Source organism: Microbulbifer sp. MLAF003 (assembly GCF_030012965.1).
Taxonomy (GTDB): domain Bacteria; phylum Pseudomonadota; class Gammaproteobacteria; order Pseudomonadales; family Cellvibrionaceae; genus Microbulbifer; species Microbulbifer variabilis.
Genome location: NZ_CP120232.1, coordinates 1934270 through 1950788 on the forward strand (window position 1 = coordinate 1934270; position 16519 = coordinate 1950788).

Annotated in this window: 23 protein-coding genes; 21 read left to right on the forward strand and 2 right to left on the reverse strand. The window is 47.6% G+C overall.

The window, feature by feature from the left end; genetic code table 11:
- Positions 1-271: 271 nt before the first annotated feature.
- The 3 genes from P3339_RS09430 (at position 272) to P3339_RS09440 (ending at position 1686) form a co-directional block, all read left to right on the forward strand.
- Positions 272-583 carry a helix-turn-helix domain-containing protein gene (locus tag P3339_RS09430; RefSeq protein ID WP_282953192.1) on the forward strand — a complete coding sequence of 104 codons (312 nt, stop codon included), beginning with the start codon at positions 272-274 and terminating at the stop codon, positions 581-583.
- The gene (locus P3339_RS09435) at positions 552-974 is read left to right on the forward strand and encodes a hypothetical protein (protein WP_282953193.1); all 423 of its coding nucleotides are present in this window, start codon (positions 552-554) and stop codon (positions 972-974) included. The genes P3339_RS09430 and P3339_RS09435 overlap by 32 nt, the downstream gene beginning before the upstream one ends.
- 322 nt (positions 975-1296) lie before the next feature.
- Positions 1297-1686, forward strand: coding sequence for a hypothetical protein (locus P3339_RS09440; protein WP_282953194.1), 390 nt, complete (start codon positions 1297-1299; stop codon positions 1684-1686).
- Between the two features lie 46 nt (positions 1687-1732).
- Here P3339_RS09440 and P3339_RS09445 read toward each other — a convergent pair whose 3' ends face one another.
- Positions 1733-2272, reverse strand: a complete 540-nt coding sequence (locus tag P3339_RS09445; RefSeq protein WP_282953195.1) for a hypothetical protein — start codon at positions 2270-2272, stop codon at positions 1733-1735.
- Between the two features lie 334 nt (positions 2273-2606).
- Between P3339_RS09445 and P3339_RS09450 the strand changes: the two genes are divergently transcribed.
- The 18 genes from P3339_RS09450 (at position 2607) to P3339_RS09530 (ending at position 15867) form a co-directional block, all read left to right on the forward strand.
- Entirely contained in the window at positions 2607-2984 is a 378-nt protein-coding gene (locus P3339_RS09450) for a D-Ala-D-Ala carboxypeptidase family metallohydrolase (protein ID WP_282953196.1), read from the forward strand.
- Positions 2984-3352, forward strand: a complete 369-nt coding sequence (locus tag P3339_RS09455; protein WP_282953197.1) for a 3TM-type holin — start codon at positions 2984-2986, stop codon at positions 3350-3352. The genes P3339_RS09450 and P3339_RS09455 overlap by 1 nt, the downstream gene beginning before the upstream one ends.
- Positions 3337-3552 carry a holin gene (locus P3339_RS09460; protein ID WP_282953198.1) on the forward strand — a complete coding sequence of 72 codons (216 nt, stop codon included), beginning with the start codon at positions 3337-3339 and terminating at the stop codon, positions 3550-3552. The genes P3339_RS09455 and P3339_RS09460 overlap by 16 nt, the downstream gene beginning before the upstream one ends.
- A gap of 249 nt (positions 3553-3801) precedes the next feature.
- Positions 3802-4113, forward strand: coding sequence for a hypothetical protein (locus P3339_RS09465; RefSeq protein WP_282953199.1), 312 nt, complete (start codon positions 3802-3804; stop codon positions 4111-4113).
- Positions 4114-4124: 11 nt separating this feature from the next.
- Complete coding sequence (locus P3339_RS09470) at positions 4125-4646, forward strand: hypothetical protein (protein WP_282953200.1); 522 nt, start codon at positions 4125-4127, stop codon at positions 4644-4646.
- 152 nt (positions 4647-4798) lie between these two features.
- Positions 4799-5500 (forward strand): hypothetical protein, encoded by a 702-nt coding sequence (locus P3339_RS09475; protein WP_282953201.1) that lies wholly within the window; start codon positions 4799-4801, stop codon positions 5498-5500.
- 86 nt (positions 5501-5586) lie between these two features.
- Entirely contained in the window at positions 5587-6108 is a 522-nt protein-coding gene (locus tag P3339_RS09480; RefSeq protein WP_282953202.1) for a hypothetical protein, read from the forward strand.
- Positions 6071-7150 carry a phage terminase large subunit family protein gene (locus P3339_RS23405; protein WP_353056899.1) on the forward strand — a complete coding sequence of 360 codons (1080 nt, stop codon included), beginning with the start codon at positions 6071-6073 and terminating at the stop codon, positions 7148-7150. Before P3339_RS09480 ends, P3339_RS23405 begins: the two co-directional genes overlap by 38 nt.
- Positions 7151-7159: 9 nt before the next feature.
- Positions 7160-8083 (forward strand): terminase gpA endonuclease subunit, encoded by a 924-nt coding sequence (locus P3339_RS23410; RefSeq protein WP_353056922.1) that lies wholly within the window; start codon positions 7160-7162, stop codon positions 8081-8083.
- Positions 8084-8299 carry a DUF6148 family protein gene (locus P3339_RS09490; protein ID WP_282953203.1) on the forward strand — a complete coding sequence of 72 codons (216 nt, stop codon included), beginning with the start codon at positions 8084-8086 and terminating at the stop codon, positions 8297-8299.
- Positions 8299-9807 carry a phage portal protein gene (locus tag P3339_RS09495; RefSeq protein WP_282953204.1) on the forward strand — a complete coding sequence of 503 codons (1509 nt, stop codon included), beginning with the start codon at positions 8299-8301 and terminating at the stop codon, positions 9805-9807. Before P3339_RS09490 ends, P3339_RS09495 begins: the two co-directional genes overlap by 1 nt.
- Before the next feature lie 9 nt (positions 9808-9816).
- Positions 9817-11859 (forward strand): ClpP-like prohead protease/major capsid protein fusion protein, encoded by a 2043-nt coding sequence (locus P3339_RS09500; RefSeq protein WP_282953205.1) that lies wholly within the window; start codon positions 9817-9819, stop codon positions 11857-11859.
- Positions 11860-11957: 98 nt separating this feature from the next.
- Positions 11958-12329: a DUF2190 family protein gene (locus tag P3339_RS09505; RefSeq protein ID WP_282953206.1), complete on the forward strand. Its 372-nt coding sequence runs from the start codon at positions 11958-11960 to the stop codon at positions 12327-12329.
- 7 nt (positions 12330-12336) lie between these two features.
- The gene (locus P3339_RS09510; protein ID WP_282953207.1) at positions 12337-12633 is read left to right on the forward strand and encodes a head-tail joining protein; all 297 of its coding nucleotides are present in this window, start codon (positions 12337-12339) and stop codon (positions 12631-12633) included.
- Between the two features lie 527 nt (positions 12634-13160).
- Complete coding sequence (locus P3339_RS09515; protein WP_282953208.1) at positions 13161-13931, forward strand: alpha/beta fold hydrolase; 771 nt, start codon at positions 13161-13163, stop codon at positions 13929-13931.
- A 496-nt stretch (positions 13932-14427) separates the two neighbouring features.
- Entirely contained in the window at positions 14428-14580 is a 153-nt protein-coding gene (locus P3339_RS09520) for a hypothetical protein (RefSeq protein ID WP_282953209.1), read from the forward strand.
- A 435-nt stretch (positions 14581-15015) separates the two neighbouring features.
- Positions 15016-15216 carry a hypothetical protein gene (locus tag P3339_RS09525; protein WP_282953210.1) on the forward strand — a complete coding sequence of 67 codons (201 nt, stop codon included), beginning with the start codon at positions 15016-15018 and terminating at the stop codon, positions 15214-15216.
- A gap of 153 nt (positions 15217-15369) precedes the next feature.
- Positions 15370-15867, forward strand: a complete 498-nt coding sequence (locus P3339_RS09530) for a hypothetical protein (protein WP_282953211.1) — start codon at positions 15370-15372, stop codon at positions 15865-15867.
- 410 nt (positions 15868-16277) lie between these two features.
- On the opposite strand, the gene P3339_RS09535 is transcribed toward P3339_RS09530, so the two are convergent.
- Positions 16278-16460: a hypothetical protein gene (locus tag P3339_RS09535; RefSeq protein WP_282953212.1), complete on the reverse strand. Its 183-nt coding sequence runs from the start codon at positions 16458-16460 to the stop codon at positions 16278-16280.
- Positions 16461-16519: the final 59 nt, after the last annotated feature.

Consider the following 16519-nt stretch of genomic DNA (forward strand, 5'->3'; position numbering starts at 1 on the left):
GAACTTTTAGGGTGTTCTCTGTGCGGTTAACCGACTGAAAGGAGGTTGGCCAGAACGGTGTTCACGATATGGCACTACCTAAATATTTTTGAGCCTCAGGGCGTGAATAGCAGATCTGGTGTGCCTGCAGGTATCCAGTATGCGAGCTGGTCGACGACAACAAAACATTGATCATTTTCAAATTCCTCTGTTGTGACATGGTGATTCTGCCGATTGTGGAGTAGGGCGGTAATCCAGTGCGCTATATGGAAATTTATACAGGAGGTGAGTGGTGAGCTTTGAAGCTGCGGCATGGGCCATTAAACGCAGGACCAGAACACCAACAGCAAAGCTGGTTTTAATTGCATTGGCCGATTGCCATAACAGTGATACCGGGCAGTGTGATCCGGGTAATGCCTACCTGGCCGACGTTGCGCAATGCACGAAGCGTTCGGTGATTAATGCCATCGAAGAGCTGGAAGAACTGGGCTACCTGAGTGCCGAAAAATCCAACGGGCGCAGGACCAATTATGACCTCTTTTTACACGTAAACCGGTGCAATAATTTCACCGGTGAAAATAAAACACGAACCGGTGAAATCTGAGCACCCAACCGGTGAAAATGACAACACGTCCTTCTCTATAGAACCAGTAAGAACCAATAAGAAACCAGTAGAGAGAGGCACAGTTCCAAAACGCGCCAACCCCAAACGCGGCACACGCCTGCCCGGAAACTGGATTCTCACGGACAAATTCCGCACCGAAGCCAAACGCCTCCGCCCAGACCTGATCCCCCGAATCCACGACATTGCCGAAAGCTTTCGCGATTACTGGATATCCCAACCCGGTCAGCGCGGCGTAAAACTCGATTGGCTCGCCACCTGGCGCAACTGGCTTAAACGCGAGAAGTACTTCGCACCCCAGCCTCGGGGGTCAGGGCAGCGGCTAACGCGAAACCTCAGCGCAGTAGAAATCGCAACGGATACCAACTGGTAAAACCCAATCACCAAGGAGAGCTCACCATGTGCACAGTCACCATCCAAGAAGCCATCGCAAGGATTTCCACCACCAACCCCAGCAGTCCGCTGGCCGTATTCCGCACCAAGTATGCTCACCTCGTGGAGGTTGTGTTCGCGAATACGGTGGTTACCCAATTCTGGATAAACCAGGGCCACATAAATTACCTGGGCACGTATCACCGAGACAATTTGCATGCAGCCGAAAGGCGGTTTCAGGATTACTACGAGAGTATGCCGAAGGCAGCTTGATGGGGTGTATGGCTGGTTTTTGGCTTTAGAGATTTGAAGGGGGAGGGGCGATGTCTGAATTAGGTATACGTGAACTGTTGTGGGAGTGGTCCCGGGCCTACCCGGAGAGAGCAGGGGATTCCATATCCTGGCCGCGTAAGTCCGCTTTTGCGAGGGAGATGGTATCGGGTCATAGGGAGAGCCTTATACCGGTGAATGAGGCACGAGCAGAAGAAACTGATCAGGTTGTAGGTATGTATCTTCGGGCAGTCAAGGGGCGGAAGAGCCAGAATAAGGCGGAGGCCGAGTTAAGGGTATTTTGGCTTCGTTATTTCCGAAGATGGGAATTGCAGGATGTTTCTAGAGTGGTTAAGAAGTCGGTGGCTAGTATTAAAACTCTTTGTCAGATTATTGAGTCGAGTATTGAAATAGCATTCAGTATGTGGGAAAGGGCGAAATAGAAAATTGAATTCTGCCTCCTCTACTACAAGGAGGCAGATAGGTCACCTACTTAATCGCTCGAAAATCTTCATCAACATAAAAATTTTCTGAAAACTGCGTGGTTTTAGTGCAGCCTGGAACCTTTGAGGTTGCAGTAATAGTAATAGTGAACCAGCCCAAGGAGTGCGATTTTATAACTGCAGATCCGCTAGTACTACCACTCAAAATTTCGCCATAATTGACTGACCAAGCATAACTATAATCATCTACTGAATTTCCACTTAAATAGTATCGACCATAAGGATGCATAGGTGGGTAATAAGTTGGAATACTTTCTACAATATCCATGACAGGAGGGGCAACACAGGGTTCCGGATCAACAATAATAACTGGGCATTCATGGCGTTGGCCATTACAGCTTACATAGTCGGAACCTACATGGCATGAGGAAGTTTCTCCTGCACAGCTGACAATCGTAGAGTCATTTGGACATTGTAATTGAATATAGCAATCGCCAGGACCTTGAGGTATTGCGTGGCTGAATTGAGCAAAACCTAAAATAAGGGTTAAGACTGCCAAGCATTGGAAATACTTATTAATTCTCATGATTTTATGCCTATTAATTATTGTTTGTATAAATAGGAAGTTCAATTTGGCACCAAGCTAAAACGGCACCAATCGGCATATTATAGAACGCTACCCTTATGCTCAATTGGCTCTCAGTACAAACTATTACAGATGTGGCACGTAGGTTTTAGTAAAAAATATTTGTGGATATTTGGAAGTGGGGTTTTTATCAGAAATTGCATGTGTTGACAGCTAGCCATGAAATAAGTAATCTCTGGCAAGCTGTCAAGTTCTCATGCAGCGAATAAGGAATTCCCCTAAAACCGGCCTCTGAGCCGGTTTTTTTGTGTCTGAATAAACTGAGTGAGGCTTCATGTTTAAAAATGACTATTTCACAGAGTCGGAATTGGCCTGCCGATGTTGTGGCAAAAATCATTTTAAAGATGAAACGCTTAGACGGTTAATTCGGGTTAGGGGGCGATATGGCAGGCCGATGATTATTAATTCCGGCTACCGTTGCCCAGCTCATAACGCCAGATTAAATGCGACCATAACCCATACCACTGGGCAGGCTGTTGATGTTTCTGTGGCTGTAGACAGAGCACATGAGCTTATGAAAGTTGCCTTAGAAGAGGGTTTCAGCGGTATAGGGGTGAAGCAGAAGGGGCCGATCAAAAAGCGGTTTATCCATTTGGATGACCTTGATTCAATTCCTGGCGAGCGTGTGCGCCCTACGGTATGGAGCTACTAATGATTTCAGCTATATCCAGCTTACTCGGCAGGGTCATAGACAAGGCATTCCCGGATAAGACAGAAGCCAATCGCCTAAAGGCACAGGTGGATTCAAAGTTAATCTCAATGGACCTGGAGGAGCTGAGAGCGGCTACCCAGGTAATCACTGCAGAAGCTGGGGGAGAGTCATGGCTACAAAGAAACTGGCGGCCAGTAACAATGCTCACGTTCGTGGGGCTGATCGTGGCTCAATGGCTGGGGTGGACAGCTCCAAATCTAAGCGAGGAGCAGACTCTAGCCCTGCTGGAAATCGTAAAAATCGGCCTCGGTGGTTATGTCGTGGGGCGCAGCGCTGAAAAAGCGGTGAGGGCTTGGAAGCAGTCATGACACTTCAGGATGCTTTGAGAGAAATAGCGGATAAGGCTGGCTATATGACTGCTATTGGTGCGGGAACTTTTGCGGGTTGGCTTGCTAACAACTGGCTTGGCTTTGTTGGTGTGCTGATAGCTGCAGCAGGTTTAATGGTTAATTGGTATTACAACCACAAGCGTTTAAAGCTGCAGGAAAGAGAGTGTGGAGAATCATGATGTTATCTGAGGTTTTGTGTTTTTCTTCTGAGGTGCAGTATTCCTATTTCTCGAATACGTATTTTTCGTTAAAGATTTCCCGTATTTTGGGTTTCTGTACCAAGTAATCCCCCCAAAAAAACAATGTGTACTTAATTCATGATCTAATGTAAGATTTTTTGCGCTATTTTGGTTCAAATCAAATAAAGCTACTCTTTTGTGGTTTTATTTTTTTGTGTATGTTTTTATTTCTGATATTAAACTTATTTTATGATTTTTAAAAAAGCCATGAAGGTTGCGGTAATTTTTGCAACCCTATTAGTTGTAAATGTGCAAGCAAAAACATTTAAGTATGAGGTGCAGGATGCGCGTGTATCCCAAGGTCATTTATATTATCTACCATTTAACCTTGATAATATTAACTCTTTAGTTTTGACGGTAAATATTGCGCATCCAGAGGCTGATTCTGGGTCTGTTTCTCTCGAGGTTGACTTTGCGAATGCACCCAAATTGGTAATAAAAAACTTCAAGCTGCATGATCCTCATTGGGGGGAGTTGCTGGGAACTTTCGAGGGTCTGTAAATAATGCTTGGATGTATCGACAGCTTAATTTTGATATACCTAATATAGATGCTTTATATCCGCATTTTGATGATATTGAAATTAGAGCTTTTGTATCAGAAAGTGATAGCTTCCTAGGTGCGGGTAGATCAAATGAATTAGGTGGAGAGCTATTTGAGATTTCGGGGCGCCTCGTTGATGTGACACCAAGTAAGATTGTTGATGTAGAAAAACTAAAAGTTAATGATAGTACACTAAAGCTATCCCTAAGGGATCATATTTCTGGTATACCTACCGAACGGCACACCGGAATTATTATTGATTCATTGTGGTTTGGAAAGGGAGAGGCACAGTTGGTTATCCCTTCAAATTGGCTTCATGATAGTTTTATGAAGCCTGTTGATCTTATGATATCAAAAGATGCTGGTTCTGGGATTGATGAATACTTTGTTAGTGTTCGGGCAGTAAACCTGGATGGTGAGGAATTTATATCAGATACTTTACCTTTACAGCAGCTGTTGGATAGCGCTTATGGGGATGTGTCCGCTCTGTAAATAGATGTTAAACCATGAGGTTTAATTAAGTTAGTATTAATTTGGCCCGCCTAGTGCGGGTTTTTTTATTTTGGGTAATGCGATCTCTATGTGGTTTGCTAGTTTTTGAAATATTAATTTTGAGAATTAAATAACGTAGGAATACTTTTCAGATGGACGTTAGTGTAAAGCTGGATACTTCAAAGTTTGAGCGTGCAGCTGCTGAACTGAAAAAGCAACTACCTTATGCCAGCTCGGTTGCCCTAAATAACGTGGCCTTTCGTATACGTGGAGAAGAGCGCTCAGCGATGGGGCGTGTATTTAAAAATCCGGCAAAGTTAACGCTGAACTCTGTACTGGTGAAGAAAGCCACTAAGTGCTCAGGTATCGCGAAGATCTTTATCCGTGATCAAGCAACCAACGGTACGGCACCGAGTAAGTACTTGGCACCGTCGGTTATCGATGTGAAGCGCAACGATAAGAGATTTGAGCGTGCCCTTCAGCACATGGGTGTCCTACCTTCTGGCATGTACGTGGTGCATGGTAAAGCAGCGAGATTAAACAAGCACGGGAATATCTCAGCAGCAACCTATAAAAAAATTCTGGCTGAGCTTCGGGCAGGATCTGGTAGTGGGCAGGATAAGAAGGGTAAGTATTTCGTTGGCAAAGTTAATGGTGTCTTAGGCGTATGGAAGAGGGCAGGCAGCAAGCGCCGGCCTACGGTTAAACCCATTCTGATATTCCTCAGGGGAAAGCCAGACTATAAAAAGCGCTTTCCCTTTCTCCGTATTGCCGAGGGCATAGCGCGGCGTCACCTGCCGATTGAACTTAATAAGGCCATGGATCATGCGATTGCGACCGCAAAGAGACCTTGAACGGGTCCTCCTGAGGGGGCCAACACACGGGTAATTCGGACCGTGTTTTTTTAACAGCTATCTGAAATTTCCTAGGGGGTTATACCTTGGCTGAAAACCTATCACTTGATGATCAGGCCACTCAGTCTGGTTTTGCTCGCCTGGTTGGTGCTACTCAACCTGCTATTGCCAAACACTACAAGGCAGAGGTTTTTACCGTAGGTGCCAGTTACAAAGTTTGGCTTCATGAATACTACGAGCGACTGCGAACCGAGGCCGCAGGCCGCCAGGCGAATGAGGCCCGAAACCGTCGCGATATGGCGCAAGCGATTGAGTCTGAAGTTAATGCAAAACTAAAAATGCGCGAGCTATATCGAGACGATCAATTAATCCTTGATGTCGAGTCAACACGCAAAGCGATGGTGGAGTGGTCCACCGTTGGAAAGAATGAATTTATAGGAGCGGTAGAGAGCATCATTATTGCTATCGAAAGTCAGTATGCCATTACCGTCAACAGAGAACCCCTACAGCCAAACATTGAAGCTGCCCTCAGAACTATTGGCGGTTACGAGATTGAATTTACAGAGGCTGGTGAAGGAGGTACGCCAGACCTGGATACCGCAGCCTAAAATTCCGCTGATTGAGTGGTTGCCAGAAAATATCAAGTTGCCATCCGAAGATAGCGATAACGCGGGGTACTACCGAGTAGATTTTGTGCCCTATTTCTGGGGCGTAATGCACGCGCTCGATAGCCAAGTCTCCTGGATGGTTGTAATGCAAAAAGCGGCGCAGATTGGCTGGACGGTATTGCTAGCGGCAGATATCTGTAAGGTGGCGGTGACTGATCCCGCGCGGGTATTGATGCTCTTTCCAAAGGATTCAAAAGGCCAGAATTTCATGGACGAAAAGTTCGTGAAGATTGTTGAGGGCTCGCCGAATGTAGCGCGTGTGATTGATGTCTCCACCAGTCGCAAGCTGGGGAACAGATCTACCAGAAAAGTATTCCCCGGCGGGGAGGTGCGGACTGTCGGTTCTAATTCCGTCTCTAATGTTAAATCCACCACTGCCAAGCGTGGCTATGTGGAGGAGCCGGACGATACCAACAAAGACGTGGGTGATCAGGGCGACTCCATTCGCCATCTGCGTGAACGTCTAAAACGGATGCGCAATAAGAAATTGATTATTGGCGGCACGCCGGCGGTTGCTGATCTTTCCCAAGTCGAGCACTACACCAAGCTCGGCACCATGCGCGTGCTACCGGTTACCTGTCACGACTGCGGTGAGTCCCATGTGCAGGACTGGGAAAACGTTAGTTGGTTGGAGAAAGAGGGCGGCACACCGCACCCGGTATTCGGCCTGAATCAGCCAGAAACCGCTGTTTATTCCTGCCCAAAATGTGGCAGTGCCTGGGATGATTACCGCCGCCAGGCCAATATCCAGCAAACCTGTAAATCCGCACGGGAAAACGGCGATGAATTTGCCGGTTGGGTCAAAACCCAGTGTGGCGAGGATTTTGAGCCCGATGAAATCGAACCGATTGAAACCTTTATGGAGCTATCGGAGCTTTATGTGTGTATCCCTGGCACTAGCTTGGCGGAGGTTGTCAGGGATTTCTTGGAAGCCGAACACGAAGCCAAAAGCGGCGATGAATCTGCACGTATCGTATTCTAGAACAACAAACTGGGCCGGCCCTATCAGTATGCGGCCAGCCGGCTGCTGGACCATGAACAGCTGCAAGAGGCTGCCGAGGATTACCCGGAATTATTCTGCCCTGCAGGTGGCCTGCTGGTTACGGTGGGCATTGATGTGCAGCACGACCGCCTGGCAATCACCATCCGCGCCTTTGGCCGCAATGAAGAAAGCTGGCAAATGTTCTGGGGCGAGATCGATGGCGATACTGCGGACAAACAGGATGATTGCTGGGCGGCTCTGGATAAGTTGGTTTTCCAAAGCTTTAAGCACGAACGTTTTGGTGAGATCCGTGCGGCAGCGGTAAGTATTGATTCCGGCGATGGTGGCACCAGCAACGCGGTGTACCACTGGGCAAGAACTCGCGATAAAAAATATCATCGTGTTCAAGTGAATCCAATCAAAGGCGATAGTAACGATTTTGGGAGAAAGGAGATTTATACCCCTCCTAGACAGGTCGAATATGCCGACTCCAAAAGGCGAACCAAAGCAGATTTCTTTGAGGTAAAACTGTATTTCGTCGGTACACACAAGGCTAAAGACCTGATTGCTAAACGTCTAGTCGGCACCAGTGCCTACATGCACAGCTGTAAAAATGTACGGCAAGATTATTGGGAGCAAGTTACTGCTGAGGTTAAGGCTCCAAGCAAAAAACACGTAAGTAAGAAAGCGTGGCAAAAAAGAGCAGGTAAGAGTAACGAAGGGCTAGATACTGAAGTCTACGCCTTGCACGCAGCCCATGTCATGGGTATGCACAAATGGAACGAAAAAAAATGGTCAACCATTGAGGCGCGTTTAGGCCAGCGCACTTTATTTAGTGAACCTGGGTCTAGCTCAACTCCCGAACAGCTCAAGCCTGCTCGAAAAAAACCACGGCAGCCATCACAGCCTGCCGGCTCCTTATTGGATAGCTAAATGTCTAAAACCGCACAGGAAATGGTCGACCTCTACACTGAGGCCGAGATAGACGTGCTCGCCGGAAAAACCACGGTGATTAATGGCCGTCAATTTACCGCTGAGAACCTGCAGGAAATACGTGCGGGTCGGCAGGAGTGGGAAGGCCGCGCACATCAAGAAACCTTAAAGGCTGCTGGTAAACGCCGTGGCCCTGCCTACGCGAATTTTTGCTAATGAACAAACTGGATTCTGTAATCGGGTTTTTTGCGCCCGAGGCTGCCCTGCGCCGTGTGCAAGCTCGCAGGGCCTTAAAAATCGTTGCAGCCTATGAAGCTACACGTCCAAGCCGTACAAGAAAAAACCCTGGAGATAACCGCAGCGGGGACTTGGTGGTAGAAGCGGATGTGGAAACTCTACGCGGCCAAGCTCGGCACCTGGAACAAAACCACGATTTCGCCGCTGGTATTCTCACAACCCTGGTCACCAACATTGTTGGCCCGCGTGGCATCGATGTGGAGTTTCAGCCCAAGACCTGGGATGGAGATATCCATGATGGTCTCGCCAGCCAAATGAATGATGCCCACAAGGAATGGGCACGGCGCCCGGAATGTACCCGGCAGTTCAGCTGGGCCAAATCCCAGAGACTACTGTGCAATACCTGGCTGCGGGATGGGGAAACCCTACTGAGGCACTTGCAGGGCACAGTACCCGGCTTAAAACATCGCACTGCTGTGCCTTACACCATCGAATGTCTAGAACCGGATTTTCTACCGGTAAATTACAGCGACCCCAGCAAGCGCATCGTTCAAGGCATCCAAAAGTCTGCCTGGGGCGAACCCGGAGGATTCTGGCTGTATGACGAGCACCCCGGTGCCTCGTTGAACTGGTGCATGAAGCGCAGGTTCCATAGTGCAGAAAATATCGAACACCTGAAGTTTGTGCGCCGTCTGCACCAAAGCCGTGGGGTCTCCATCTTTGCAGCGGTAATGAATCGCCTCAACGATATTAAAGACTATGAAGAAAATGAACGGGTCGCAGCCAAGATCACTTCTGCGATGGTTGGTTTTATCCAAAAGGGCAGCCCTGATCGCTATCAGTATGACGACGACTTGGATGATGACGGAAACCGCACCCTGGATATCCGTGCCGGAGCCATCTATGACGACCTTCGCCCAGGGGAAACCGTCGGCACCATCCAGAGTAATCGCCCAAGCGGTCTGCTGACTCCTTTTTTAGAAACCATGCACCGCATGGCTGCCGCCGGCACCATGGACAGCTTTAGCAGCATCAGCAAAAACTACAACGGTACTTATAGTTCGCAGCGTCAGGAACTGGTAGAGCAGTGGGCAAACTACGAAACCTTCAGCCTGGAATTCTGTGAGGAAATCGTAGAACCGGTTACTCGTCGCTGGGTGCAAATGGGTTTACTGGCTGAAGCTTTTCAAGTGCCCGCTGATGTGGATCCGGCAACCCTGATGCACGTCGATTTCATTACCCCGGTCATGCCCTGGATTAATCCAGCACATGAAGCCAGCGCCGATGAAACGCTGCTGGAAAATGTTCTGGCTAGCCCACAGCAGACCATCCGTCGCCGAGGCAAAAAACCTGATGACGTTATTAAACAAACCGCTGCTTGGCAGAGGAAGTTGGAAGAGAACGGAATCACCACCCCAACCAAACGCGCTGCGGTCCCCACAGAAAATACTGAGTCCGACTCCGAGTCTGACTCCGACTCTAAATAGGAGACCGTAATGCCTAAAAAATCTTGGTACAGCATTACCGCTGCCGCAAATAACACTGAAGCCGATATCTATCTGTACGACACCATCGGTTATTGGGGCGTAACTGCAAAAGACTTTGCCCGCGATCTAAAAGCGCTGGGGGATGTCAGCAAGATCAATCTGCACATTAACTGCCCCGGTGGGGATGTGTTCGACGGTACCGCCATATACAACCTGCTCAAAGATCATAGAGCCGAAGTGGAAACCTGGATTGAAGGTATCGCAGCCAGTATGGGCAGTGTGATCGCTCTTGCCGGAGGCACGGTTCATATTGCTGAGAATGCCTATTACATGGTGCACAACCCCAGTGCCGGTGTGCGAGGCGATGAGCGCGCCCTGGAAAAAACCAAGAGCCTGCTGGCAAAAGTGAAAACCACCATGATCGGCCTCTATTCCTCCCGCTCAGGAATGTCGGATGCGGAAATCAGCCAAGTGATGGATGACGAGACTTGGTATACCGGCGCTGAAGCAGTGGAAGTGGGTTTTGCCAACGACACCACAGCAGCAATGGAAATGGCCGCAAGCTTCAGTGCTGATCACTTAAACCAGTTCAAAAATACCCCTCAAGCTATTAGTGCATTGGTTATGCAGGGGCCCACTGAATTTAGATTCCCGTCTGCGGTTGCAGACAACCCACCCAAAACCAAGGAGGCGCAAGCCATGACCACAACCACCTCCACCACGCCAGCTGCAACCGCTGCGATCGAGGTCACCCCGGAAATGAAAGCCCAGATTGCCGCCGATGCCAAAGCACAATTTGCAGCGGATGAGAGAAAGCGCAAAGACACTATCAAAGGAGTTTTTAAAGGCTTCGAGGCACACAGTGTTGTGATGCAGGAATGTCTCAATGATATGGACTGCACCGCTGAAAAGGCCAAAGATAAACTGCTCACAGCCCTGGGTAACCAGACCCCAACCCCGGTACAAAGCTACAGTGTGGTGGTGCAGGAAGGTGAGGGTATCAAACGCATCAACGCAGACGCTGAGAATGTCATTGCCATGCGCGCCTTTGGCGAGAAACGCACCGAAGGCAATAGTATGGCCGGCTATACCATGCTGGAAATTGCCCGGATGTTTATGCATGCCCACAGCCAAAACCTAGCGGGCCAGGACAAAATGGGTGTAGTCGCCGCAGCGTTTACGCATAGCTCTGGTGACTTCGCTACCGTCCTGGGCAATATCGCTAATAAATCGATGCTGAAGGGTTACTCTGAAGCGGCGGAAGTTTTTCCGCAGTTTACCGCCACTGGAAACTTGAGCGACTTCAAGATAGCTACTCGCACGGATCTTGGTACCTTCCCCTCATTGCGCCAAGTGGCACCCGGGGCAGAATTTAAATACGTGAGTATTGGAGAGCGCGCCGAAACTGCCGCGTTGGCCACTTACGGGGAACTCTTCTCCATTACTCGCCAGGCAATCATCAATGACGACCTGGGGGCCTTCACCCGAATCCCACAAAAGATGGGGCTCGCTGCTATTCGCACCGTGGGGGATCTGGTGTTCAGTATCCTGATTAACAACCCCAAAATGGCCGATAGCAAGGCATTGTTCCATGCCGATCATGGCAACCTCGCCACCAAGTCAGGTATCAATACCGCCAGCATCGATGCCGCACGGGTGCTGATGGGCAAGCAAAAGGATGGCACCGCCTTCCTGAATATCCGCCCCAAATTCTTGCTGTGTGATATCGCCGATGAGGGTGCCGCAAAGGTTGCACTGGAATCTGAATTTGAAGTGGGTGCATCCGAGAAATCCAACACCGTACCCAATAGCGTGCGCAATATTGCCAGTGTGATCTCCGATGGTCGCCTTAGCGGCCACAATGGCTGGTACCTCAATGCCGACCCGGTAGCGCACGACACTATCGAAGTGCTCTATCTGGATGGCCAGCAAGCCCCAGTGCTGGAACAGCAAAACGGCTGGAATATCGACGGGGTGGAATTCAAAGTCCGCCTGGATGCAGCTGCGAAAGCCTGGGATGCGAAAGGCATGGTGAAAACACCTAAGACCTAATACCCAGCTCAAACCGAACCAAACCTTAAAGAGTCCGAAAAGGGCCGCACATCGCGGCTTTTTTGCTTTCAGTAATTTACTCAATTGAGAGAAAGAGAATGGCTACTAATTTTGTACAAGACGGGCGCATGCTGGATTACACCAATAGCACTAGCGCGGTAATTACCTCTGGCCAGGTGCTAGCAGTAGGCGCAGTACTGGGTGTGGCGATGGATGATATCGCCGTGGGCGCATCTGGTGTGATCGCTATTGAAGGCGTATTCACCGTGCCCAAGGTATCCGCCGCAGAGATCAGTCAGGGGGAAACCCTCACCTGGGATGTATCCGTAGCAGCCTTTAATAACAGCGCCGCAACAGCCGCAACCGGCGATATCACTGGCCCCACCGCTTTTGCCGCAGAGGCAGCCGGTAATAGCATTACTAGCTTAGCGGTCAAGTTTACCGGTGTTCCGGGCACTGTGAAGGCCTAGGTGATCCATGGATCTGGACCAAAGAGCCGCGGAGCGCGCGTTTCGTAAATGGGGAAAAGCCGCTACCTTTGATGATGGTAGCGGCGGAGAGCCTATTGATTGCCGTGTGATAAAAGATCAGGAGATCGACGAGTTCGAAGATGAGGATCGCGTGCGGGTGCCACGTATCGAGTTGAGTCTGCTGGTGAGTGAGGTAGGGGCTTACAACTCAGAGGCGGTGATAACGCTTAATGGTGTGGCCTATACGGTGCGCAAGCGGTTGTCGGATGATGGAGTTATATGCCGGGTACAGGTGGATAGTTGAAACCCATGGATCTTTGGTTTTGGGGATATTAAGGGAGACTGGCGTCGAGTAAAAAATATACAGTCGTGCTTTTAATAACAAAGATCAAAAGGCGCTTTTTCTTATCGGTGAAAATCAGTGATCTATTGATATTTATAGGGGCCCTAAAGTGATATAAAACAGGGTGATATAAAGAAGTTTCTCTTGAACTCACTGTTAAGTTACAGGAGAGAAAGTGAAAGAACAAGAATGGGCCAAAACGGTAGCAGTAGAAATTTATAGGCACCTTAAAGGAATTCCTCCAAGATTGCTTAGGCACGGTGACAGATTTGATTTTATGTTCGCGTGGGAATGTTATAAACCCAAGAATGAAGAGTGGAGTGTATTGGTGGAATAATTGAAAGGGAAATTGAAGCCTCTCAGATTATTGAGAAATTTTTATTTAATAATCGGTCGAGAGGCAGGCAAAAGTATTTTGCAGTTCATAGGCCATCAGTTGCTAAGAAGGCTTAGTAAGTCAAAGATAGATATTTAGTTGGAAAGTTGTGATGATTGATAAAAGTGGTTACATAGAAACCTGTGGCTCACCAATTTTTTACGAACTATCTGGTAATCCAAATGGTGAGCCGCTACTAATGCTGCATGGAGGTTTAGGTTCGGGGAAAGACCTAGCTCCTTTGCATGAATATATTGCTCCAGACTTCCATTTGATTAGTATCGATCTTCGTGGTCATGGAAGGTCACCATTAGCAGGGCCCTCGTTGAGTTATGCTCAATATGAAAGAGACATCCAAGAAGTGCTTTCTCATTTAGGTGTTAAACGGTATTCAATATTTGGTTTTAGTGATGGCGGAATTGTGGGCTACCGGTTGGCGGCGCAACAATCAGAAAATGTTGTTTGCTTAGTCACACTTGGTTCGCAATGGCGATTGGAGGCTAATGACCCATCTATCGAGGCCCTGGGTGGCCTGACTGCTGAGTTTTGGAGTGAAAGCTTTCCTGTAGATGTGGAGTCCTATAATGCTTCCAATCCCAACCCGGATTTCAAGAGTCTTGTAGAATCAGTAAAAAAAGTGTGGCTTGATACTACAGAGGCCGGTTATCCATGGGGCCTGGTCGAAAGAATAAAGTGTCCGACCTTAATTATTCGAGGTGACAATGATTTCCTTTTCTCATTAGATGAGGCTGTGGCGCTGAAGGCAAAAATACCTGATGCTAGTTTTGCCAATATTCCATTTACGGAGCACGCTTCTCATCAGGAGTCACCAGAATTGGTAGGTATGATTCTGAAACAATTTTTGTCTCCGCACAAAAATTAACAAGTTGATGATGCTCGTTCCATCTCTACAGCGCGCTACCGGACGGCGCATGCCACGCTTAGACCGCCGCATTTCACGGTGTTAGGCATCAAGGATATTTAAAGTGCGGGTACTCTTCATATTCTTTCTCATTTCTATATCAGCTTACATAAATACTAGTGCTTTTGCCTATGAGCTTACGATAAAGCAGGAACGTATTCTTAATCTCGAGGGGGAGCTTGATAAGTGCGACAAATTCTATTTACGGTGAACTCTACTCGATTACCCGCTGTCGCAGAGCCAGCTGGAAATGGCACTACTAGCCTAGCGGTGAAGTTTACCGGAGCACCTGGCAAAGTGAAGTCATAGGTGATTTATGGATCTGGAGCAGAGAGCCGCAGAGCGTGCGTTTCGTAAATGGGGTAAGCCAGCTATCTATAACGATGGTGGCGGAGGTAAGCCTATAGAGTGCCGCGTGATACCCGATTAGAGTATTGATGACTTTGCTGATGACCGGGTGCGAACGCCACGTGATGAGTTCAGCCTGTTGATTAGTGAGGTTGGGCCTCACAGCTCGGATGCCTTAATCAGCTTTAACAGTGTGGAACACAAGGTGCGTAAGCTTCTGGAAGATGATGGCATCGTGCGAAGGGTGCAGGTGGACGGTTGAAAAATGCACACTTGTGCATTTGGTGACAAAGATCAGCAGCAGCTTCTTCTATTTCTGAGTGAAAATGAGTAACTCATTGATATTTATAGGGTTCCCAAAGTGATATAAAGCAGCGAAAATACAGAGATATAAAGACGCTGCTTTATATCTATTTTTGTAAACTTGTGCCAATTTAAGCTAACCTATTGATTTAATAGGCTTTATTTCGTTTTTCAAAAAGGTGGGGCCAAGAATTATATAGCAGGGTGGTATAAAGAAGCTTCTTTTGAATTAATTGTTATGAATAAAATAGGAATCTTATGAAATATCCAGTAGTTTTGTTTTTTATTTTTTTCAATTAATGCTGTTTCTGAAGTTGCTACCTGTGTAGGGGCTGTGGAGCGTATTGCATATCATGAACCGGATGCGCTTTATCTTAAAATTGGAGATACTGGAATGATGAAAGTGTGCGATCCGGTAGCACAATACTACCGAACTGGTGCTGAAAGCTGTAAATTAATTGCCACTTTAGCAACTACTGCTCGTGCAACGGGGAAGAATCTAAAAATCACTCTAGACAATGCTCCATCATCCAGTTGCTCCAGCATTAGTGAGTGGTTCGGTGCCGATGTTCGATTTGTAGAACTGATGCCCTAAACTCATAACCAAGCGCTGCACCGGACGGCCAACGCTATGCACCTTTACTTTGGTTGCTATGCGTCCAAAGTGCATAGTATTGTCCGCCAGTGAGCGCGGCGTTAAGCCATAGTAGAAATGAGATACGTGGAATCAAATTATTGGAGATTAACGGTGCTAGTACTGTCGGTTACGGCAGTTCTGATTTTTTTCCGATTTCATATTTTTATCACGGTAACTCCATTCGAATGCTGGAGTTTTGAGGAGGTATGGGATTACCGCCCGGATCCATTGAATCCTTTTTGGATGTATACGGTAGTTTTCCTGTTGCTTGCAATCTGGTCACTTTTGGAGTTGGTACTTGGTATAGTTGCAAAAGCCCAGCGATTTGTTCCTTTTTTCTCGCTCGTTTTAATGATATCTGTCCTCTTTGGGCATATGCATTTTTGGCAATCATTCCAAGTTATGCGTGGAGAACAAGAGTTTAGTTACTTTACTCTCAAGCTGGTTCACTTTAAGCAAATTGGGCCAGAGGTTAGGCTTTCAGGTTTCCCTCCAAGCTGGCAGGAGTATGTGATCGAAAATAGGTGCGCTAAAGGTTTGACAATTTCAAACATGTCAGATCAAGAGCGGAAAGAGCTTCATAGCAAGTACTTGGAACTCTGGGAGTAGGGGCTTAACAAGTTGCTGAAGTACACGGTCGCAAAGAGCGCGGCCTCCGTGGGGCAATCTACACTGCGTTTCGGTTGCCCCTTAGCAAGGCGTTAAGTATCATGAGGGTTAATACTTGAATTCTAGAGTTCTCTTTGCTTGGGTTTGTAGCCTATCTGCTGTGATTGTTCTTGGGTTTGCTCCAAGTTATTTTATGGTTTACGAGACGTTATCGTCTTTGCACCATATTCATGGGTTGGTTGCATTTCTTTGGGTTTTGCTGCTCTGTACTCAGTCATATTTGATAAATAGAGGAAGTTTCCTGATTCACAAGTATTTGGGATGGTCCTCCCTTGGTGTAGCAGTCATTTTTATTGTCACTTCGTCAAGGCTATATTTAGGTACTATAGAATTAGCTGTTCAGAAAGGGATTATTTTTCAATATGTGTATTGGGTTGATCTATTCCTAATACCCCTATTCGTATTTTTCTTGGTTTCCGGCTTTGTGTATCGAAAATCCCCAAAAAAGCACATGCTTTGTATGCTGCTAAGTTTGGTGGCAATATTTCCGCCAGGCCTGGGTCGGTTAATCTATGGGTTATTTCTTTATCCATTCAACGCTCCGATTAGGTATTTCTACGAGCCAATGATGCTTGTTACCTTAGGTATATTA